At 34.2% G+C, this 22,909-nt stretch carries 19 protein-coding genes; 9 read left to right on the top strand and 10 right to left on the bottom strand.

What is annotated here, in order from left to right; translation table 11 throughout:
- Positions 1–124: 124 nt before the first annotated feature.
- The 9 genes from groL to miaB form a co-directional block, all read right to left on the bottom strand.
- The gene (groL, locus tag BD847_RS17430) at positions 125–1,753 is read right to left on the bottom strand and encodes a chaperonin GroEL (RefSeq protein WP_115889547.1); all 1,629 of its coding nucleotides are present in this window, start codon (positions 1,751–1,753) and stop codon (positions 125–127) included.
- Positions 1,754–1,880: 127 nt separating this feature from the next.
- Entirely contained in the window at positions 1,881–2,237 is a 357-nt protein-coding gene (locus BD847_RS17435; RefSeq protein ID WP_115889548.1) for a four helix bundle protein, read from the bottom strand.
- Positions 2,238–2,321: 84 nt separating this feature from the next.
- Positions 2,322–2,597 (bottom strand): co-chaperone GroES, encoded by a 276-nt coding sequence (locus BD847_RS17440; RefSeq protein ID WP_012023920.1) that lies wholly within the window; start codon positions 2,595–2,597, stop codon positions 2,322–2,324.
- A 140-nt stretch (positions 2,598–2,737) separates the two neighbouring features.
- Positions 2,738–3,079 carry a preprotein translocase subunit SecG gene (gene secG, locus BD847_RS17445; protein ID WP_115889549.1) on the bottom strand — a complete coding sequence of 114 codons (342 nt, stop codon included), beginning with the start codon at positions 3,077–3,079 and terminating at the stop codon, positions 2,738–2,740.
- A 3-nt stretch (positions 3,080–3,082) separates the two neighbouring features.
- Positions 3,083–4,555 (bottom strand): tetratricopeptide repeat protein, encoded by a 1,473-nt coding sequence (locus BD847_RS17450; RefSeq protein ID WP_115889550.1) that lies wholly within the window; start codon positions 4,553–4,555, stop codon positions 3,083–3,085.
- Positions 4,556–4,649: 94 nt separating this feature from the next.
- The gene (locus BD847_RS17455) at positions 4,650–5,168 is read right to left on the bottom strand and encodes an LptE family protein (RefSeq protein ID WP_115889674.1); all 519 of its coding nucleotides are present in this window, start codon (positions 5,166–5,168) and stop codon (positions 4,650–4,652) included.
- Between the two features lie 104 nt (positions 5,169–5,272).
- Complete coding sequence (locus BD847_RS17460) at positions 5,273–6,529, bottom strand: sigma-54 interaction domain-containing protein (protein ID WP_115889551.1); 1,257 nt, start codon at positions 6,527–6,529, stop codon at positions 5,273–5,275.
- Positions 6,530–6,638: 109 nt separating this feature from the next.
- Entirely contained in the window at positions 6,639–7,010 is a 372-nt protein-coding gene (locus BD847_RS17465) for a GxxExxY protein (protein WP_115889552.1), read from the bottom strand.
- Between the two features lie 90 nt (positions 7,011–7,100).
- Positions 7,101–8,546, bottom strand: a complete 1,446-nt coding sequence (miaB, locus tag BD847_RS17470) for a tRNA (N6-isopentenyl adenosine(37)-C2)-methylthiotransferase MiaB (RefSeq protein WP_115889553.1) — start codon at positions 8,544–8,546, stop codon at positions 7,101–7,103.
- Between the two features lie 513 nt (positions 8,547–9,059).
- Here miaB and topA point away from each other — a divergent pair.
- The 8 genes from topA (at position 9,060) to BD847_RS17515 (ending at position 20,089) form a co-directional block, all read left to right on the top strand.
- Complete coding sequence (gene topA, locus BD847_RS17480; protein WP_115889555.1) at positions 9,060–11,576, top strand: type I DNA topoisomerase; 2,517 nt, start codon at positions 9,060–9,062, stop codon at positions 11,574–11,576.
- A 14-nt stretch (positions 11,577–11,590) separates the two neighbouring features.
- Positions 11,591–12,742, top strand: coding sequence for a formimidoylglutamase (locus BD847_RS17485; RefSeq protein WP_115889556.1), 1,152 nt, complete (start codon positions 11,591–11,593; stop codon positions 12,740–12,742).
- Positions 12,743–13,003: 261 nt separating this feature from the next.
- Positions 13,004–14,401: a T9SS ring complex lipoprotein PorK/GldK gene (porK, locus tag BD847_RS17490; protein ID WP_115889557.1), complete on the top strand. Its 1,398-nt coding sequence runs from the start codon at positions 13,004–13,006 to the stop codon at positions 14,399–14,401.
- A gap of 71 nt (positions 14,402–14,472) precedes the next feature.
- Positions 14,473–15,120 carry a type IX secretion system motor protein PorL/GldL gene (gene porL, locus BD847_RS17495; RefSeq protein WP_115889558.1) on the top strand — a complete coding sequence of 216 codons (648 nt, stop codon included), beginning with the start codon at positions 14,473–14,475 and terminating at the stop codon, positions 15,118–15,120.
- A 52-nt stretch (positions 15,121–15,172) separates the two neighbouring features.
- On the top strand, positions 15,173–16,711 hold the full coding sequence (gene porM, locus BD847_RS17500) for a type IX secretion system motor protein PorM/GldM (RefSeq protein ID WP_115889559.1): 1,539 nt from the start codon (positions 15,173–15,175) through the stop codon (positions 16,709–16,711).
- Positions 16,712–16,756: 45 nt separating this feature from the next.
- Positions 16,757–17,746, top strand: a complete 990-nt coding sequence (gene porN / locus BD847_RS17505) for a type IX secretion system ring subunit PorN/GldN (protein ID WP_115889560.1) — start codon at positions 16,757–16,759, stop codon at positions 17,744–17,746.
- A gap of 190 nt (positions 17,747–17,936) precedes the next feature.
- A complete protein-coding gene (gene porN, locus BD847_RS17510; RefSeq protein ID WP_115889561.1) occupies positions 17,937–18,926 on the top strand; it encodes a type IX secretion system ring subunit PorN/GldN in 990 nt (329 codons plus the stop codon).
- A gap of 74 nt (positions 18,927–19,000) precedes the next feature.
- Positions 19,001–20,089, top strand: coding sequence for an NAD(P)/FAD-dependent oxidoreductase (locus tag BD847_RS17515; protein ID WP_115889562.1), 1,089 nt, complete (start codon positions 19,001–19,003; stop codon positions 20,087–20,089).
- On the opposite strand, the gene BD847_RS17520 is transcribed toward BD847_RS17515, so the two are convergent.
- Positions 20,055–20,438: a DUF983 domain-containing protein gene (locus BD847_RS17520; protein WP_115889563.1), complete on the bottom strand. Its 384-nt coding sequence runs from the start codon at positions 20,436–20,438 to the stop codon at positions 20,055–20,057. The genes BD847_RS17515 and BD847_RS17520 overlap by 35 nt on opposite strands.
- A 313-nt stretch (positions 20,439–20,751) precedes the next feature.
- Between BD847_RS17520 and BD847_RS17525 the strand changes: the two genes are divergently transcribed.
- Positions 20,752–22,665, top strand: a complete 1,914-nt coding sequence (locus BD847_RS17525; RefSeq protein ID WP_115889564.1) for an ABC-F family ATP-binding cassette domain-containing protein — start codon at positions 20,752–20,754, stop codon at positions 22,663–22,665.
- The last annotated feature ends 244 nt before the right edge of the window (positions 22,666–22,909 follow it).

The raw sequence follows: 22,909 nt of genomic DNA on the forward strand, positions 1-22,909 counted from the left end.
GGAATCTTTTAATCTGTGGCAAACCTTTTTTTACACAAAACAATTCGTTCAAATTCGTGTAATTAGTGGCAAAAAAAAACGCCAGATAAATATCTGGCGTTTTAAATTTTAAGAAGAGAATGAATTACATCATTCCTGGCATTCCGCCACCCATTGGCATTCCGCCAGCGCTTTCTTCTTTAATATCAATTAATGCACATTCTGTAGTAAGGATCATTCCAGAAACAGATGCAGCGTTTTCAAGAGCCACACGAGTTACTTTTTTAGGATCGATAATTCCAGCTTTAAGCATGTCTACGTATTCGTCAGTTTTAGCATTGTATCCAAAATCGCCAGAACCTTCAGCAACTTTAGCCACAACAACAGAACCTTCAAGACCAGCATTTTCAACGATAGTTCTTAATGGAGATTCAACTGCGCGAGAAACAATTTGGATTCCAGTTGCTTCGTCAGCGTTGTCTGCTTTTAAGTCAGCTAAAGCAAGTTTAGCTCTTAATAAAGCAACACCACCACCAGCAACGATTCCTTCTTCAACAGCAGCACGAGTTGCGTGTAAAGCGTCATCAACTCTGTCTTTTTTCTCTTTCATTTCAACTTCAGAAGCAGCACCAACGTAAAGAACAGCAACACCACCAGCTAATTTAGCCAAACGCTCTTGCAACTTTTCTTTATCGTAATCAGATGTAGTAGTTTCCATCTGACCTTTAATTTGGTTTACACGGTTTTTAATGATATCCGCTTCACCAGCACCACTTACGATAGTTGTATTGTCTTTATCGATAGAAACTCTTTTTGCGTTTCCTAACATTTCGATAGTTGTATTTTCTAATGTATAACCTCTTTCTTCAGAAATTACAGTTCCACCAGTTAAGATTGCGATATCTTCTAACATTGCTTTTCTTCTGTCACCAAAACCTGGCGCTTTTACAGCAGCAATTTTAAGAGCACCTCTTAATTTGTTTACTACTAATGTAGAAAGAGCTTCTCCGTCAACATCTTCAGCAATAATCAATAATGGTTTTCCTGATTGAGCAACTGGCTCTAAAACTGGAAGTAATTCTTTTAAAGAAGATACTTTTTTGTCGTATAATAAGATGTATGGAGAGTCTAATTCAACTTCCATTTTCTCTGGATTTGTAACGAAGTAAGGAGAAAGATATCCTCTGTCAAACTGCATTCCTTCAACCACGTCAACGAAAGTATCAGTTCCTTTAGCTTCTTCAACAGTGATAACACCTTCTTTTCCAACTTTAGCGAAAGCAGTAGCGATTAATTCACCAATAACTTCGTCATTGTTAGCCGAGATAGAAGCAATTTGTTTGATTTTGTCTGAATCGCTTCCAACCACTTTAGCTTGTTTTGCTAAGTCAGCAACGATAGTTTCAACCGCTTTGTCGATACCACGTTTCAAGTCCATTGGATTTGCACCTGCAGCAACGTTTTTAAGACCTTCTTTTACGATAGCCTGAGCTAAAACTGTAGCAGTTGTAGTTCCGTCACCCGCTAAATCATTGGTTTTAGAAGCAACTTCTTTCACCATTTGTGCGCCCATATTTTCTAATGGGTCTTTTAATTCGATTTCTTTTGCAACAGAAACACCATCTTTAGTAACAGTTGGTCCACCAAATGATTTTCCGATAATTACGTTACGACCTTTTGGTCCAAGAGTTACTTTTACAGCATTTGCCAATGCATCAACACCACGCTTTAATCCGTCACGTGCTTCAATATCAAATTTTATATCTTTTGCCATTTTTTATTTGCTTTAGGCAGTAGGCTTTAGGCTTTAAGCCTTTCTACTGCTGGGTTAATATTTTTTGTTTGCTTTAGGCTTTAGGCTTTAGGCTTTTTGGGAAAGCTTACGGCTTATAGCATATGGCTTAAAGCTTAATTAATACTTGTTTTAGTTTGTAAATTTTGCTTTTTATGCTGTTGATTTTTTCTATTTGATTTTCTGCAATTTCATTATTTAGATATTGCAAATCTTTAGCTAAAATCAATAGATATTCTGTTTCATTGGCAGAACCTAAAGCTATGTTGAGAAATTGATTGAACTCTTTGTCGCTATTTCTTCCGCATCCTTCACTGATATTAGTTGGGATTGATGAAGATGCTCTTCTAATCTGACTTGTTAATCCGTATAATTCTTCTTTAGGAAAAAGAGAAGTTATTTTATAGATTTCTAAAGTGAAAGAATGACTTAGCTGCCAAATATCGTATTTTTTAAAATCTCTCATTTTTTGTTTGCTTTAGGCTTTAGACAGTAGGCTTTACGCTTTTTTGGAAGCTTATAGCCTATAGCTTACAGCTTATAGCAATCTTTAGATAATTGCTAGGATATCATCCTCACGCATAATTAAATAATCAGTACCTTCTAGTTTTAGTTCAGTACCTGCGTATTTTCCGTAAAGAACAGTATCTCCAACTTTTACAGTCATTGTATGATCTTTAGATCCGTTTCCTACTGCAACTACAGTTCCTTTTTGTGGTTTTTCTTTGGCAGTATCTGGAATAAAAATACCTGAGGCAGTTTTAGTTTCAGCTGCAACAGGCTCAATAAGTACGCGGTCTGAAAGTGGTTTAATGTTTAATGCCATGATTTTATATTATTATTAGTTATACGTTTTTTAATGTTCTGTAAACTTTCAGAAATTATGCCATGCTGCTAAAACTGACATTATTTCCTAAAAAAAATGCCAGCTTTGACAGGCTGGCATTTTAATTTATATCAAAATTATTATTTTGCTGCAGGTGCTGCTGGAGCAGGAGTTTGTTGTGCTGGTGCAGCTGGTGTAGTTGCAGCTGGTGCATCAGTTTTCTCAATGATTTTAGATCCTGTATCGTTTAATGATCCTGTAAAGCTTAAGCTAGAAAGTAAAACTAAAACGATCAAAATAGTAGCTAGTGTCCAAGTACTTTTATCTAAAAAGTCAGTTGTTTTTTGTACACCACCTAACATTTGAGTTCCGCTGATAGTAGAAGATAATCCTCCTCCTTTTGGGTTCTGTACCATAATTACTACGATCAATAGAAAACAAACTATTGTGATTAAAACTAAAAAAATTGAAAATGTGCTCATTACTTAATTATTGTTATTGTTATTTTGTTGTAAAATCTTTATATCCGATATGCGGTCTGCAAAGAAAGTAATTTTTTCTGGATATTTCAAAATTAATATTTCATATGCCTGAATTGCTTTTGTATATTTTTTTTGTTCTAAATATACTCGTGCTAAAGTCTCTGTCATTAAATAAGAACTCTCGTCTTTATTGATGTCAAGCTGAATTGACGCTGTTATCGCCGTTTGCTTTATAGGAGAAATTTTTGGATTTGCTTCAATAAATCGATCAATTATTTCAGCTTTTTTCTTTTTTTCTTCTTCTGTTTTTTCTTCTTCAGCGACCGTTCCTAATGTTTGTTCTGCTTTTTCAATTGTATTTTCTGGCAGATTTTGTTCTATCGGGGCCTCTTTAGTTCTGTCAATTGGTTCTGTTCTGGCTAATTGCAGCCATTCTTGGAACGAATGCTTCTCTTTCGCAGAAAAATCTAATGGTTTTCCAATTTCCAGATTTTCTTCAGCAATTTTTATTGCCTTCGAAATTTCAATTTTTTCAGGCTCCGGAAGTGTTTCAGTTTCTGGAAGCGTGATTATAGCTTCAGGAATTTCAATTTCCTCAGGTTTTGAAATAGTTATAGTTTCTTCAACAGTTTCTGTTTTCGGAATTTCGATCTCTACAAATTCTTCCAGTGTTGGAATTTTTTCAGAAGTATTTACTGTTTCTTGAGCTTCAACAACGATTGGTTCTTCAAGAGTTTTAGATTCTTCAAAAACTACAGTTTCTGCTTCTTTAATAGCATCGAATACTGATTTTTCAATTGGATCTATTCTGATATCCGGAATTTCATCGTCTAATCTGTCTTCTAGAAAAGTACGGCTTGGTTCCTTAATAATTGGTGTTTCTTCTGTAATAGAAAGTACAGTAGGTTCTTCAATTATTGGTTCAATTTGTTCATCTTTTACAACGGAAAGTATAACTGGTTCTTCAATCGCAGATTCAATTGGTGTTTCTTCTAGAACAGAAAGAGTAATTGGTTCTTCGATTACTTCTTCAATCGGATTTTCTTCAATTTTTGCGGGCTCTTCAAAAGTTGCAGATGTTGCTTCTTTTATAGAATCTAAAATAGATTTTTCGATAGGATCAATTCGAATTTCTTCAAGTTTCTTTTTCTCTTCAGCTAATACAATTTCGCTATCAAAAACGGTAATATTTAAAAGATCTCTCAGTTTTCGCTCATAGAACTGGCTTTGAATAGCCGTGAAAGATTCTGCAGTAATAAAATCAAATAAAACCGATCTATCAGTAGTGTGCGCCGCGGTAACTTTTAAAGCATAATTATACTTAAAACTGTTTTGATTGTATAGCCCTTTTAGTCGCAATGCACGTGCACTTTGAAAATACGGAAATTCATTCAAAACACCTCCTAACGCTTCTGCCTGTTTTTCTGTAACAGTATCAGGCTTATTTATTAGGTATGTATAATCGGTTACGTTCATTATTTATTTTTTTGTTTAATCGGTTAACTGTTTACTCGTTGATTTTTTTTAGTTGTTTAATCGATTTAACGGTTTTACGATTAAACAAAGGAAACTACCATTTAGCCAGTGACTCATTAAAGATATCCTGAGTAATTCGTTCAAAAATAGTTTGAATTGCAGTATTCAAAACGGCTCCTGTTGGTAAATCTGCTCCTGGGAAGTCATAATAAAATTCGAACGGTTTCTCGAAATCATCTTTTTCTTTTTTCCTGTTTGAGAATCGTACATTTACACGAATTGTCAGACGGTTTTGAGATGCTCCCAAATTACCATTTGCGTCCGCAGCTGTTGCTGTCATTGGAGTAATTCTGTAATCTACAATTTCTCCCTCGTAAACTAAATCACCACTATTTGAAACTAAATTCAAATTGGTCTGGTTCATTATCAAATCCTGTAACGCTAACGTAAATTGTCTGTCAATTCCAGGTTCAACCAAATCAGCATTATTCTGGAAAAAGTTTACCTGAAATGTTTTGGCATCAATTGCTCCTGTTCCTGTAAAGTTATAAACGCTACAACCACTGAAGGTTGTTGCAATTACCAGAATTAAAATATATTTTAAGTTTTTCATTTCTAATTTTAAGAGTTGCGTTGCCAGTTTGTTCACGCTTGGTTCAAAGATATTCATTTTCGTTTAAAAAACATTTTGCGCCTTTGTGTCTTTTTGGCAAAAAATTACAAATCGAATTGTTTGATTTTTCGATATAAAGTTCTTTCCGATATCCCTAGTTCGTCTGCTGCCGCTTTACGTTTTCCTTTGTTTTTTTCTAATGATTTTTTGATCATTTCGATTTCTTTCTGTTCTAAACGTAAAATTTCTTCTTCTTCGATGGTTTCGGCAAACAAATAATTATCATCCTGAATTTGGTAATTATCCTCGCGTGTTGCAGGCGTCATTACAGCGGTTCTTGGTTCTTCTTCAAAATCAATTTCGCTGTCGTTTTGTTGATTTCCGTAGATTTTCTGAATTAAATTAGGATTGATGTCCTGTACTTTTGAAGAACCATTTTTCATCAGTTCCAAAGTCAGTTTTTTCAAATCGTTCAAATCGCTTTTCATATCAAAAAGCACCTTATATAATATGTCTCTTTCCGTACTAAAATCGCTTTCCTTTTTCTTATCGCTAATTACTGAAGGTAAATTACTTCCTTCAGCAGGCAAATAAGATTGAAGTGTTGCCAATGTAATATCTCGGTTTGTTTCTAAAACAGAAATCTGCTCCGCCACATTTCGAAGCTGACGAATATTTCCGCTCCATCTAAACTTTTGTAAAAGTTGTACAGCATCATCGTCCAGTCTTAAAGGCGGCATTTTGTATTTATGAGCAAAATCGGCTACAAACTTTCTAAATAATAAATGAATGTCTTCATTTCTTTCGCGCAAAGGCGGTAGAGTGATTTCGACAGTGCTTAAACGATAGTATAAATCCTCGCGGAATTTTCCTTTTTCGATGGCATTGAATAGATTCACATTGGTTGCCGCTACAATTCTCACATTCGTTTTTTGAACCTGAGACGAACCTACTTTTATGAATTCGCCATTTTCTAAAACACGAAGCAAACGAACTTGAGTTGTTAAAGGCAGTTCTCCAACTTCATCAAGGAAAATTGTTCCGCCGTCTGCAACTTCAAAATATCCTTCACGCGTACTTGTAGCTCCTGTAAAAGCGCCTTTCTCGTGACCGAAAAGTTCACTGTCAATTGTCCCTTCTGGAATCGCTCCGCAGTTTACGGCAATATATTTTCCGTGCTTTCTATGTGAAAGTGAATGTATAATTCTAGGAATATTTTCTTTACCGACACCACTTTCCCCAGTCACCATAACCGAAATATCAGTTGGAGCAACCTGAATGGCTTTTTCGATGGCGCGATTTAATTTTGGATCATTTCCAATAATCTCAAATCGCTGTTTTATTGCTTGAACTGTTTCCATATGTTTTGTTTCAAGTTTTTTGTTTCAGGTTTCAGCTTTTCTCTAAAACTTAAAACTTTGGCTTATGTTTTTTGCCACAGATTAAAATGATTAACACAGATTACCTAAATTATAAAATATATCTTTTATATTGAAGGGATTTTGTTTGAAAATTTACAAGTAATCCTACTTCAGAATCTGATAGTTTAATGTAATTTAAGATCTGAGCAATATGTTCATTTGAAAATTCTTTTATTGCTTTTACCTCTAAAACAATATCTTCATTGATTATAAAATCTGCATAAAATTTATGAGGTAAAATAGTTCCTTTATACTCAATTGAATATTCTTTTTCTCTTTCGAAAGGAATTTGATTTTCTTTAAATTCTAGTTCTAAAGCGTCTTTGTAAACTATTTCTAATAGACCTGGCCCAAGATTTCGGTGTACTTCCATACAAATTCCAATAATCTTATAAGTGTCTTTTTCTCTATAATGTTGCATAAAAATTTATTTTACCACAAATCTAAAATAAAGAAAGAAAAATAATACAAAAAAATCATTTTAATCCTTTTAATCTGTGGCAAAAAAAACTTAATTCATGCTACTAAGCCCAACAGCTTCACCTTTTAAAGTTCCACTAGTACAGCTTGTGATTTTTACATTTACGAAATCTCCAATTTTATAATTTTCTTTTGGGAAAACAACTGTTATACTCTGAGAATTTCTTCCGGAGAATTCGTCTTTTGATTTTTTAGAAACTTTTTCGACTAAAACTTCAACGGTTTTTCCAACAAATTCCTCACTTCTAAACCAAGCATGTTTTTGTTGTAAATCGACAATTTCTTGAAGTCTTCGGGCTTTTGTTTCTTCCTCAACATCGTCTTTCATTTTTCTTCCGGCCAAAGTTCCAGGACGTTCCGAATACGAATACATATAACCGAAATTATATTTTACATATTCCATCAAGCTCATAGTGTCTTGGTGATCTTCTTCAGTTTCAGTTGGGAAACCGGCAATCATATCTTGCGAAATCGAAGCATCTGGAACAATTGCTCTAATTTTGTCAATCAAAGCCATATATTCTTCACGAGAATGCAGACGATTCATTTCTTTTAAAATTCTGTTACTTCCAGACTGAACCGGCAAGTGAATGTGTTTGCAAATATTTGGATATTTTGCTATAACATGTAGAATGCTTTCATGCATATCCTGTGGATTCGAAGTCGAAAATCGAATACGCATTTTAGGAAAACCAACCGCAACCATTTCAAGCAATTGATCAAAATCTACCGCAGTTGCTTTTTGCATTTCAGAAGCGTTTACGAAATCTTTCTTCAAACCGCCACCGTACCAAAGGTAACTGTCAACATTTTGTCCTAGAAGCGTAATTTCCTTAAAACCTTTATTCCATAAATCCTGAATTTCGGTCATAATACTTTGTGGTTCACGACTGCGCTCACGCCCGCGTGTAAAAGGTACAACGCAGAAGGTACACATATTATCGCAACCACGAGTTATAGAAACCAAAGCTGTGATTCCGTTGCTCATCAAACGAACTGGCGAAATATCTCCGTAAGTTTCTTCTTTTGATAAAATTACATTGATCGCGTCACGTCCTTCTTCAACTTCTGCCAATAAATTTGGAAGATCTTTATAAGCATCAGGCCCAACAACAAGGTCGACTATTTTTTCTTCTTCAAGAAACTGACTTTTCAAACGTTCTGCCATACAGCCTAAAACGCCTACTTTCATTTTCGGATTAGTGCGTTTTACTGCGTTGTATTTTTCAAGACGTTTACGAATAGTTTGTTCGGCTTTATCTCTAATTGAGCAAGTGTTCACCAAAACCAAATCGGCTTCTTCTAGAACAGAAGTAGTGTTGTATCCTCCGTCAGACAAAATCGAAGCAACAACTTCACTGTCTGAAAAATTCATCGCACAGCCGTAACTTTCTATGAATAGTTTTTTAGTATTCTCGGGTTTATTTTCTAAAACAAGACTTTCACCTTGTTTGCTTTCTTCAATAATCTTTTCCATTGTAAAATTTCAAAGTGCAAAGATAGCGTAAAAGGTGTAAAGATGACAAGATGTCAGATAAAGAATTAACAATGTTTTGAGAATTATTGACAGATCCTTCAATTGCAGACTTTAATCTAGAAAATAGTTAAGTGAAAATTTACAACTCACAATTTACAATTAATAATTATAAGAAGCTATTCCAGCTTTCCGCTACATCCCGATAGCTATCGGGACATAAAAAAAGCAAAGTTTCTAATGTTTTAAAAAGAGCTTCCGTTGGTCGCTTTTTTAAAACAAGAAACTTTGCTTTTTTTACTCCGGGCTTTTCGCTGCAATCTGGGCTAGGGCAATCGGTTTCAAAAGAACAATTCTCTGTCATAATCAACTAAAAATTACACCTATATATATAATGGATAGGATTACAGATAAATCTTCAATTTTGAGAAACATAATATTAAAATAACTCAAAAATTCGCCGACAAGGTTAATATTTAAAAAAAATAGATACTTTTGTTGCAGAAAATAAGAGCAATGGCAAAGAATTTAGTAATAGTGGAGTCACCTGCAAAGGCGAAAACGATCGAGAAATTTCTTGGAAACGATTTTCAGGTGGAGTCAAGTTATGGTCACATAGCCGACTTACCATCAAAGGAAATAGGAGTAGATGTAGAAAATGGTTTTAAACCGAAATATGAAGTTTCTCCGGATAAAAAAGCCTTGGTAAGCAAACTGAAAACACTATCTAAAAATGCCGAAACGGTTTGGTTAGCATCCGATGAGGACCGCGAGGGAGAGGCTATTTCTTGGCACTTGGCGGAAGAATTAAAACTGGATACAAAAAAAACCAAACGAATTGTTTTTCATGAGATTACAAAATCTGCGATTCTTAAAGCGATCGATAATCCAAGAGAAATTGATTATAATTTAGTAAACGCACAACAGGCACGTCGTGTTCTGGATCGTTTAGTGGGTTATGAATTATCTCCGGTTTTATGGAGAAAAATCAAAGGTGGACTTTCAGCTGGTCGTGTACAATCAGTTTCGGTACGTTTGATTGTTGAAAGAGAACGCGAAATTCAGAATTTTAATGCAGTTGCAACGTACTCAATAGTTGCTGAATTTGTAAACGAAGCCGGAAAAGCTTTCAAAGCTAAACTTCCAAAAAATTTCAATACGAAAAAAGAAGCCGAAGATTTTTTAAACAAAAATATCGGTTCTAAATATAAGGTAGCAGATTTAGAAACTAAACCTACCAAAAAATCACCAACAGCACCTTTTACAACTTCGACGCTTCAACAGGAAGCAGCTAGAAAATTGTACTTGCCGGTTGGAATCACAATGCAGTTAGCACAGCGTTTATACGAGGCCGGACTTATTACTTATATGAGAACAGATTCGGTAAATCTTTCAAAAGAAGCAATGGCTGCTGCTGAAGCTGAAATCATAAAATCATACGGAAAAGAATTCTCGAAACCGAGAACTTTTGCAAATAAAAGCAAAGGAGCACAAGAGGCACACGAAGCAATTCGTCCAACTGATATGTCACTTCATACAGTTAATATTGATCGTGATCAGGCTCGTTTATATGATTTGATCTGGAAAAGAACTTTAGCATCTCAAATGAGTGATGCACAGTTAGAGCGAACAAACGTAAAAATTGAAGCAGATAATCACGATGAAATTTTTACAGCTTCAGGTGAGGTATTGCTTTTCGAAGGTTTTCTTAAAGTTTATTTAGAAGGTCACGATGATGATGAAGAAGAGCAGGAAGGAATGCTTCCGGCTTTAAAAGTAAACGAAAAACTAGCAAATAACTATATTACAGCCACAGAACGATATTCAAGACCACCGGCACGTTACACGGAAGCATCTTTGGTTAAAAAACTGGAAGAACTTGGAATTGGGCGTCCATCTACTTATGCGCCGACTATTTCAACAATTATCAATAGAAATTATGTTGAAAAAGGGACTCTCGAAGGTGTAGAACGTAATTATACGCAGCTTACTTTGCAAAATAGTAAAGTTGGTGAAAAAGTGTTAAAGGAAAATACAGGTTCTGATAAAGGAAAATTGGTTCCTACAGATATCGGAACTATTGTTACTGATTTCTTAGTAAAGAATTTTGGAAATATATTAGATTATAATTTTACTGCTAAAGTCGAACAAGATTTTGACGAAATTGCCGAAGGAAATATCGATTGGGCAAAAATGATGCAGGATTTCTATAATAAATTTCACCCTAATGTAAAAGAAGTTGAGGCAAATGCTGAACGTGAAAGTGGTGAAAGAATTCTTGGTAAAGATGCTGAAGGAAGACAAGTTTCTGTTCGTTTAGGGAAATTTGGGCCAATGGCTCAAATAGGAGAAGCAGACGATGAAGATAAAAAGTTTGCCAGCTTAATGGCTGATCAAAATATTGGAAATATTACACTTGAAGAAGCTTTGAATTTATTCTTGCTTCCTAAAAGTTTAGGTGAATATAAAGGAGAAGAAGTGGAAGTGAATAATGGACGTTATGGTCCTTATGTACGTCATGGAAGCGTCTTTATTTCATTGCCGAGAGGAGAAGATCCTTTAGGTGTTTCAAAAGAAAGAGCTCAGGAATTAATTGACGAAAAAGCACTTGCCGATGCGCCAATTGCTATTTATAAAGGAGAAGCTGTTCAAAAAGGTGTGGGGCGTTTTGGTCCTTTTATCAAGTGGAATGGTCTTTTTGTTAATGTAAGCAAAAAATACAATTTTGATAATTTATCTCAGGCTGATGTTGAGGAATTAATTGAAGATAAATTACAGAAGAATATTGATAAAGTGCTTCATAATTGGGAAGAAGAAGGAATTTTGGTTGAAAAAGCACGCTGGGGACGATCAGTAATTACAAAGGGCAAAATCAAAATTGAATTAAGTAAAGATGTTGATGCAACTAAATTAACATTAGCTCAGGTTCAGGAAATGATTGCGGCTAAAACACCAGCTAAAAAAACTCCGGCTAAAAAGACAACAACAGCAAAAAAAGCTCCAGCAAAAAAAGCAGCAGCAAAAAAGAAATAATTTAAGTACAATAAATGGAATTTGATTTTCTAGAACCAGTTAACGACGGAATTGTAAATTTTATTAATTCGTTGTCTTCTCAAGAATTGGGCAGTAAAATTGTCTTGCATACCCAAGATCAATTTCCTGATATAAGTAAAATAAATATTGCCATTATTGGTGTTTTAGAGGACAGGCGAAACATCAATATGGTCAATGAAGTTAATCTGACTTCTATTCGTAAGAAGTTATATAATATGTTTCCTGGTAACTGGGATGCATCAATTGCAGACCTTGGAGATATTTTGGCGGGAGACTCTGTAGATGATACCTACTTTGCACTTAAAAAAGTAGTAGCCTCTTTAATTAAGAATAAAGTCATTCCTATAGTCCTGGGAGGTTCTCAGGATTTGACTTATGCTTTGTATCGTGCTTACGACGATTTGGAGCAAATGGTAAACTTGGTTTCTGTCGATAACCGATTTGATTTCGGTAAAGAAAATGAATCAGTTTCGGCCAACTCTTATCTGACCAAAATCATTATCGATGAGCCAAATAACCTTTTTAACTACTGTAATATAGGTTATCAGACGTATTATAATTCACAAGAAGAAATCGATTTAATCGAAAAATTGTTTTTTGATGCTTATAGATTAGGCGAAATTTCGAACAATATTGCATTGGCTGAACCTGTATTTAGAGATGCTGATTTAGTTAGTATTGATTTGAATTCTGTAAAATCTTCTGCTTCAGGAAATTTGGTTTCTTTTGAGCCGAATGGGTTTAATGGAAAAGAAATATGTTCACTGGCTAGATATTCTGGAATAAGTGATAAGGTTTCAGCATTTGGTATCTTTAATCATAATAGTTCAATACATGAAGCGGTATTGATTGCGCAGATTGTTTGGTATTTCATAGAAGGATATCACTACCGTTCAAAAGAATATCCTTTTGGAAGCAGAGCCAACTATTTAAAGTACATTGTTCCTTTGGAAGATGAAGAGCTGATTTTTTACAAAAGTGACAAAACAGATCGCTGGTGGATTGAAATTCCATTCGTTTCCAATGGTCACAATAAATTGAAAAGAAATACGTTATTACCGTGTTCTTACGACGAATATTTGAGTGCTTGCAATCAGGAATTGCCTGAAAGATGGTGGAAAGCGCAAAGAAAAAATGCTTTGTAAATCAATTTTTTAATTAAAATCTTAAATTTTTAAAATTTGAGAAAATTAATTAATAAAATTTAGTAAGAAATAAGTTATGTATTATAAAAAACAATGCTTTACGTCGATTTTTTACGCTAGTTTGTCGATAAAATATTTTTTTTTTATTTTATTTAACATTATTTTTGAACGGTAAAATAAAATTCGCAACTAGTATTGTTTTTTATTAAAATAATAAATACGTTTACGAACTATAATAATGAATAGATAATCCAAATTTATATGAAGAAGTTTATTGCATTTGCGGCAATGTTAACACTGGTAATTGGCTGTGGTAAATCAGGTGACAAAGGTGAGTTAGTTGGTGTTACAGGAGGGAAATGGCATCCTGAAAAGCCATATGGAATGACTCTGGTTCCAGGTGGTTCATTTATTATGGGTAAATCAGACGCTGACTTAGCTAATGTTGAAGATGCTCCTACTAAAACTGTGACAGTTCGTTCGTTTTATATGGATGAAACTGAGATTACAAATAGTGAGTATCGTCAGTTTGTAGAGTGGGTAAAAGACTCTACAATGAGAGTTCGTCTTGCTATTTTAGCTGATGAAACTGGACAAAAAGCTACTGGTGATGGTAAAGGTAAAAAAGGCGGTAGTATTGCTGATTATGCATTTAACGACTCAGAACCGGATAAAATGACGGCTTATGATAAATATATGTATGATAACTACTATAGTGTTGGTACTAAAGATGATCCATATGCAGGTAGAAAACTAAACAAAAAAGTTAAGCTTATTAAAGATACAAAAGCGTATCCGGATGAGTATTATGCTGAGGTAATGGACTCTATGTATTTGCCAATTGAAGAATCATACAATGGTTTAAGAACAATTGACGTGAATAAATTGAAATTCCGTTATTCTTGGATGGATATCCAAGCTGCTGCAAAAGCTAAAGTTGGAAAAAGAAAAGACTTCGTTAAAACGGAACAAGTAAGCGTTTATCCTGATACTACAGTTTGGATTAAAGATTTCGCTTATTCATATAATGAGCCAATGCACAATGATTATTTCTGGCATAAAGCTTATGGTGATTATCCAGTAGTTGGTGTTACCTGGAAACAAGCAAAAGCATTCTGTGCTTGGAGAACGTTAAATAAAAACAGCTATATTAAATCTAAGAAAAAAGGACGTGACTTAGTAAATGCTTTCAGATTGCCAACAGAGGCGGAATGGGAGTATGCTGCAAGAGGAGGTCTGGAGTCTGCAACTTATCCTTGGGGAGGTCCTTACACAAAAAGCGACAGAGGATGTTTCTTAGCTAACTTTAAACCAAGTAGAGGTGATTATGCTGCTGACGAAGCTTTGTATACAGTTGAAGCAAAGTCGTATGAAGTAAACGGTTATGGTTTATACAATATGGCAGGAAACGTTTCAGAGTGGACAGACTCAGCTTACAATCCAAATGCATATGAATATGTTTCAACAATGAACCCTAACGTAATTGATGGAAACAACCAAAGAAAAGTGGTTCGTGGTGGATCTTGGAAAGACGTTGCTTACTTCCTACAGGTAAGTACTCGTGACCACGAATATGCTGACTCTGCTAGAAGTTATATTGGTTTCAGAACTGTACAAGATTACATGGGAACTCAAGTGACTGGCGGAAAAAAGAAATAAGAATATTAAATTGAAGTTAATATAAAAACCAAATCGAATCTATTTAAAATTAAAACCTAAAAAAAAGTATTATGGCATTATTAAGTAAAAAAGCAATGAATTTCGCTTATGGTATGGGAGCGGCAGTAGTAATTATTGGAGCTTTATTCAAAATTACTCACTTTGAAATTGGACCATTAACAGGAACATTGATGCTTTCAATTGGATTGGTAACTGAGGCATTAATTTTCGCACTTTCTGCTTTTGAACCAGTTGAAGATGAATTGGATTGGACTCTTGTTTACCCAGAATTAGCAAACGGACAGGCTAGAAAAAAAGCGGATAAAGTTGAAACTCCATCTGATGCTCAAGGATTATTGTCTCAAAAATTAGACGCAATGTTGAAAGAGGCTAAAATTGATGGTGAATTAATGTCAAGCTTAGGAAACTCAATCAAAAACTTCGAAGGAGCTGCAAAAGCAATTTCTCCAACAGTAGATTCTATCGCTGGACAAAAGAAATATGCTGAAGAAATGTCTATGGCAGCTGCACAAATGGAATCATTAAACAGTTTATATAAAGTTCAATTAGAAAGTGCTTCAAGAAATGCACAAGCTAATAGCGAAATCGCTGACAATGCTGCTAAATTAAAAGAGCAAATGCAATCTATGACTGCTAATATTGCATCTTTAAACAGCGTTTACGGTGGTATGCTTTCTGCAATGAGTAACAAAGGATAATTAGTTTTTAACTATTATATTAAAATTATTAATAAGAACTAATTAGAAAAAAATGGCAGGAGGAAAATTAACCCCTAGACAGAAGATGATTAACCTGATGTATCTGGTTTTCATCGCAATGTTAGCAATGAATATGTCCAAAGAAGTTTTATCTGCTTTTGGATTAATGAATGAAAAATTTGAAAGCGCTAACACGTCTTCAGAACAATCAAATGCAGGATTGTTAACATCTTTAGATCAAAAAGCTTCTGAAGCAAAAGGAGAATTCGCTACTGCAGCAGTTACTGCTCATAAAGTTGAATCAGCTTCAAAAGAATTCTACGCATATATTGGTTCTTTGAAAGGCGATGTTTTAAAAGGTTTCGAAACAGATAAAGAAACTGGAAAATTGCCATATGAGGCAATGGATAAAGGAGATAATATTGACAACTGGTTTACAGGAGAAGGATATACTGCTAAAGGAAAAGAGATCATAGCTAACATTGAAAAGTATAAAGCAGCTATGAAATCGGCTTTGTCTGATAAAAAATACGCTGCAATCTTAGCTGAGATCGAAAAGAAATTTGATGTTTCTGATGTAGCTAATAAAGAGGGTTTAAAAGATAAATATTTAGCTTACCACTTTAAAGGTTTTCCTGCGGTAGCATCATTAGCTAAACTTTCAGCTTGGCAAAATGACGTTCAAAAAGCAGAATCTGATGTTTACAGTGCTGCTTTAGGAAAAGCTGCTGTTGCTGCTGCTTCATACAGCAATTACCAAGCAATTGTGGTTTTAGATAAAAATGCTTATTTCCAAGGAGAAAAAGTTACTGGTAAGGTAGTTTTAGGTCGTTATGACGAAAATACTAAACCAACTTCTTTCCAAGGTCCTGGACAAATTGTAAATGGACAAGCTGTTATCTCATTAACTGCTGGTGGTGTTGGAGAGCAAAGTATTAATGGACAATTTTCTTTCTTAGAAGACGGAAAAAATATTCCTTTAAAATTCGCTGGAAAATATGTTGTAGTTCCAAGACCAAACTCTGCTACAATTTCTGCAGACAAAATGAATGTAGTATATAGAGGAGTTGTTAACCCAATTTCTGTATCATTCGCTGGTGTTGCTGATAATAAAGTAGTAGCTAGTGCTCCTGGATTAAGTTCAGCTGGTAAACCTGGTAAATATAACATGAGCCCAGGTTCTGGTACTGAGACAACAATTTCAGTTACTGGTACATTACCAAATGGAGATAAAGTTTCTGATAAGAAAACATTTAGAATTAAAGGTATTCCTGGACCAAATGGTACAATTAGAGGAGAGCAAGGAGTTGTAAAAGGTCCTAAATCTAACTTAGAAATTGCTACTATTGGTGCTAAATTAAATGACTTTGATTTCGAAGTTGGTTTAGATGTTGTTGGATTTAACTTTAAAATTGCTGGACAGCCTACAGTTGTTGTTACTGGTAACAAATTAAATGCACAATGTAAATCAGTTCTTTCAAGAGCAGGTAGAGGAGATCAGGTTACTATTTCTGAAATTAAAACTAAACTTGTTGGAGCAGGAAGCTATTTATTACCTAGAACTGCTGCGGTAATTTACGAAATACAATAATAAATGTAGATAAAACTACGTTCAATATCTTATAATGATATCATGATGAAAGTAAGAAATTTTTTAATAGCTATTGTTTCTATCGCTGGAGGTTTTTCTTCTAATGCGCAATCTAATTTGCTTAATGCGAAAACACCTGCTCAAATTGGACTTAAAACACCTGCACAACTTATCTCAGACAATGATAAGCCTCTAGCTTATGGTTATGTAGATGATAGAGATGTTTTGATGGGGAAAACAACTTGGGAGATTATTGATTTGAATGAAAAAATCAATTTTCCTTTGTACTTTCCTGTAGATACAGCTAATATTGGTGCTGATAGACGTTCACTTTATGACGTTTTAACAAAAGCTATCAAAAAGGGTAAAATAACTGAAGTGTATACTGATAGTTATTTTAATACTAAAAAATCTATGAAAGACATCGAAGGATCATTATCTCGTATTGATACTACTGATGCTGGTAGAGAACTTTTTAATCAAAATCCGGACGATTATAGAACTCGTGTTGTGAAGAAAAAAGTGGTAACTGGTACTGGTAAAAAGAAATCTGTTTCTTATGTTGACGAGACTGTTGGTCCAACAAGAACTATTCCTTCAGAATATATCTTAAAGCAGGATTTAACAGCTCAGGATGTTACTCAGTATAAATTAAAAGGATACTGGTATTTTGACAAACGTCAAAGTGAATTGAAATATCGTTTACTTGGAATTTGTCCTGTAACTCCGGATGTTTATACTATGAACAGTGATGAAAAGGATTATATCGAGTTGTTTTGGGTTTTCTTCCCAAATGCCAGAGAAGCATTGCATGAAGCAAAAGCATTTAATGACAGCAATTCGGCTTTGCCAATTTCATTTGATCAGATTTTAAATTCAAGAAGATTTAATGCAGTAGTCTATAAAGAAGAAAACTTGTACGGAGATCGTGAGATTAAAGAATACATGAAAGATAATGCACAGAATCAATTATTGGAGTCTGAAAGAGTGAAAGAGAAGATCCGTAATTTCGAACAAGATATGTGGAACTATTAAATAGTACTATATAATATTATAATAAAAACTCTTACTACCTTTGTAGTAAGAGTTTTTTTATTTTACAAGATTTCTAAATGGATGATACTTGAGGTTTTATATTCCAAATTTTATTGCATTTAGTTAATTGTAAGAAAAATAACAATAAATAATTTGATATTGCGTTTGATTTATTATAATATTTATCAAGATGAAAGTGAGAAATTTTTTAATCGTTATTTTTTCTATTGCCGGAAGTATTTCTTCTATTGCACAATCTAATTTGCTTAATGCTAAAACAGTAAGTGAAATTGGGAAAAAAACTGCAGCGCAGAAGATTTCTGATAATGATAAGCCTTTAGCTTATGGTTATATTGATGATAGAGATGTTTTGATGGGAAAAACTACTTGGGAAATTATTGATTTGAATGAAAAAATTAATTTTCCGTTTTATTTCCCTGTTGATACTGCTAATATTGGAGCAGAACGACGTTCGCTTTATGATGTTTTAACAAAAGCAATACGAAATGGTAGAATAACTGAGGTCTATACAGATAGTTATTTTAATACTAAAAAAACAATCAAAGATATTGAAGGTTCTTTATCTCGTGTGGATACTACTGATGCTGGACGAGAGCTTATAAATCAATATCCAGATGATTTTAGAACTCGTGTTGTCAAGAAAAAAGTAGTAACTGGATCTGGAAAAAAGAAAGCGGTTACTTATGTAGATGAAACTATTGGCCCTAAAAGAACAGTCCCGGCAGAATATATTTTGAAGCAAGATCTTACAGCCGCTGATGTGACTCAATATAAAATTAAAGGGTATTGGTACTTCGATAAACGTCAGGGTGAGTTGAAATATAGACTCCTTGGGATCTGTCCGGTAACTCCGGATGTTTACACGATGAATAGTGATGAGAAAGATTATATTGAATTGTTTTGGGTATTTTTTCCTGATGCCCGTACAGTTCTCCATGAGGCAAAAGCCTTTAATGATGTAAATTCTGCTGCCTCAATTTCGTTTGATCAACTTTTGAATTCCAGAAGGTTTAATTCGGTTATTTATAAAGAAGAGAATGTATATGGTGATCGTGAGATCAAAGATTACATTACAAAGGATGCGCAATATCAATTATTCGAATCAGAACGAATAAAAGAGAAGATTCGTAATTTTGAAGAGAATATGTGGAATTACTAAGTTTCCAAATTAAGTTATAAGATAAACTCTTACTATCTTTGTAAGAGTTTTTTATTTTACCTATACACTGCACAATGCTTGACTATTTAATTGTCGGATCTGGATTGGCCGGAATTTCTTTCGCCGAAGTTGCCCTTAAGAATAATAAATCTATTTTGTTAATCGATAATAAATCGCAGCATTCGTCCAGGGTGGCTGGTGGGTTGTATAATCCTGTGATTTTAAAGCGCTTCAGCGAAGTTTGGAATGCTAAGGAGCAATTGGTATTGATGAATGAATTTTATAATCTGGTAGAAGAAAAACTGCAGGCGAAATTCAATTTTAAAATGCCAATTTTGAGAAAGTTTTTTTCAATTGAAGAGCAGAATAATTGGTTTGCGGCTTCGGATAAGATAAACCTAGCTCCATTTTTGTCGACTAAATTAATAACGAAGAAATATTCAAGTATTGATTCACCACATGATTATGGAGAAGTATTGCATACCGGATATGTTAATACAGCATTATTATTAGAAAAATATCAGCAATATTTGCTTGAGAATAATTTACTTCTTGAAGAATCGTTTAACAGCGATGACATTGAGTTTTTAGATTCGGGTGTTCGATATAAAAATATTCAGGCCCGTCATATCATTTTTGCCGAAGGTTTTGGAATGCATAAAAATCCCTTTTTTAATTATTTGCCTTTAGATGGAACGAAGGGTGAATTGTTTATAATAAAAGCTCCCAATTTAAATCTTGATTTGATTGTAAATACGAGCGTTTTCATTTTACCAATGGGTGATAATCTATTCAAAGTTGGAGCCACCTATAATTGGTATGACAAGACCGACGCACCAACTGAAGAGGGGAAACAAGAGCTTTTAGATCGTATAAAAGAAATTATTACCTGCGATTTTGATATTGTAAAGCATTTTGGCGGAGTCCGACCAACTGTTGCGGACAGAAGGCCATTGCTGGGAACTCATGAAGTTCATAAATCACTACATATTCTTAATGGACTTGGGACACGCGGGGTTATGTTGGGACCAGCTTTAGCAAAGGCTTTGTATGATCATATAGAAAATCAAATTCCGATACCTGAGGAAGCTGACATTAAGCGATTCCATAAAAGATATCTGAAGAGTCTTATTTCTGACCGGCCTTCGGATCGTAAGAAATAAACATATTGATATACAAATTTCTCGAAAGCCTTAAAACAAAAGGGAATAAAACAATTAGTGTAATTACAATTGCAATAAATGATTGCTCAATACTGGCTCCAAAAAAGACAAAGGAAACGATAAAAGCAGCAATTCCGACAGCTACATTTAATCCGTAACTAACATACATTGCGCCATAAAAAAAAGATGGTTCAATTTGGTATTTTAAACCGCAATGACTACAGTTTTCATTCATTTTTAAAACTTTTGTCAAATGAAGTGGGTTCTTGTCCTCGTACATACTTTCATTTTGACATCTTGGACAGCTTCCAGTAAAAATACTATTTATTTTAGATCCTTTTTTAAACATTTTAATGTGTAGTTTTTTGATTCCGAAATCAAAGAAATTGATTGATATGAACTGTCGGAGATGCGAAGTTCTTTTGCAAATATAAGATTTTACTGTTGAAAAGACAGCGGTTAAAGGTTTATATAACCTCTTTTTTTAAATCTGTTTTTTCAGCAAGAGAAGCGAAAATAGCTCAAATTCAGAAATATTGATTAAGCAAACCTTTTCAGTTCCAAAACTTTCAATTAAAAGTTATACTTTTGCACTTTCAAAATTGTAAGCGGTAATAGTCTGTTTGCAGTGTTTTTAATTTCTAGATTTTCAGCAATACATTATGCTTAATATACACAATCTTTCGGTTTCTTTTGGAGGAACATATTTATTTGAAGAAGTTACTTTTCGTTTAGGTGCAGGCGACCGCGTAGGGCTTGTTGGTAAAAACGGAGCCGGTAAATCGACAATGCTTAAAATGTTAGCCAGAGATTTTGCTCCGGATTCGGGAGTTATTTCTCAGGAGAAAGATATCAAAATGGGATTTTTACGTCAGGATATTGATTTTGAACGAGGAAGAACTGTTTTGGAAGAGGCATATGAAGCTTTTACAGAAATTAAGATTGTAGAAAAAAAGCTGGAAGAAATCAATCATCAATTGGTTACCAGAACTGATTACGAAAGTGAAGAATACGGTCAGATCATTGAAGACTTATCAGATTACACGCATCGTTTTGATCTTCTTGGAGGTTACAATTATGTTGGAGATACTGAGAAAATTCTTTTAGGTCTTGGTTTCAAAAGAGAAGTTTTTAATAATCAGACCGAGACATTTTCAGGAGGTTGGAGAATGCGTATTGAATTAGCAAAATTATTATTGCAGTCAAATGATGTATTGCTTCTGGATGAGCCAACGAATCACTTAGATATCGAAAGTATCATTTGGTTAGAAAGTTTTCTACGAAATTATCCAGGCGTTGTGGTAATCGTATCGCACGATAAAATGTTTTTGGATAATGTTACAAACCGTACCATCGAGATTTCATTAGGAAAAGCATACGATTTCAATAAACCTTATTCTCAATATTTAGAATTGCGTCATGAAATTCGCGAAAAGCAATTGGCAACGCAAAAGAATCAGGCAAAGAAAATTGAAGAAACTGAAAAATTAATCGAGAAATTCCGTGCGAAAGCTTCAAAAGCTTCAATGGCGCAATCGTTGATTAAAAAATTAGATAAAGTAGAAAGAATTGAAGTTGATGAAGATGATAATTCTGTGATGAATATTTCTTTTCCTGTTTCAAAAGAACCTGGAAAAGTTGTTATTGAAGCAGAAAATGTAACAAAAGCGTATGGCGATAAAACGATTCTGAAAGATATAAGTTTATTAGTAGAGCGCGGAAGTAAAATTGCTTTTGTTGGACAAAACGGACAAGGTAAATCAACTTTCATTAAAGCACTTGTAAATGAGTTTGAATATCAGGGAAATATCAAATTAGGACATAATGTTCAATTAGGGTATTTTGCACAAAATCAGGCTGAATATCTTGATGGTGAAATCACGTTGCTTCAAACTATGGAAGACGCAGCAACAGACACCAATCGTATGAAAGTACGTGATATGTTAGGTTCGTTTTTATTTCGTGGCGATGATGTAGAGAAAAAAGTGAAAGTACTTTCAGGTGGTGAACGTAACCGTTTGGCGCTTTGTAAGTTATTGTTGCAACCAATCAACGTTTTATTAATGGATGAGCCTACGAACCACTTGGATATTAAATCTAAAAACGTATTAAAAGCGGCACTTCAAAAATTTGGCGGAACTTTATTACTGGTTTCTCACGACAGGGATTTCCTTCAGGGAATGTCGAATATTGTTTACGAATTTAAAGATCAAAAAATAAAGGAATATTTAGGAGACATCAACTACTTCTTAGAACAACGCAATCTTGAAAATATGCGTGAAGTTGAGAAAAAAGATGTTGCAAAAGCAGTTGCTCCAAAAGAAAATAACAAAACGTCATACGAAGATCAGAAGAAAGGAAAGGCGCTTCAAAACCGATTGAGTAAAGTCGAAAGTCAGATTAAACAATTAGAAAAAGATATTCAGCACGATGATAAAATGTTGGCTTCTAATTATGATAAACATATCGAAGATGCTTCTTTTTTCACCGCATATAACAAAAAGAAAGAAGATCTGGAACAGCTTTTATTAGATTGGGAAATTGTTCAAGAAGAGATTGACAATTTTAATGCTTAAGATTTTTTTTAGGAGCTAATCCAGCTTTCCGTTTCATCCCGATAGCTATCGGGACACTAAAAAAAACCTTATTTTCTAAACCATAAAACGAGCTTCCGTTGGTCGCTGTTTTCCGGCAAGAAAATAAGGTTTTTTAGTTCCGGGCTTTTCACTTCAATCTGGGCTAAAAGAGTTTCATGTTTTATTTTGTTTCAGGTTTTTGAAGTTTTCCATAAAGTTTGTTATTCCTCGTTCCTCGGAATGT

It is taken from the genome of Flavobacterium cutihirudinis (genome assembly GCF_003385895.1).
GTDB lineage: Bacteria > Bacteroidota > Bacteroidia > Flavobacteriales > Flavobacteriaceae > Flavobacterium > Flavobacterium cutihirudinis.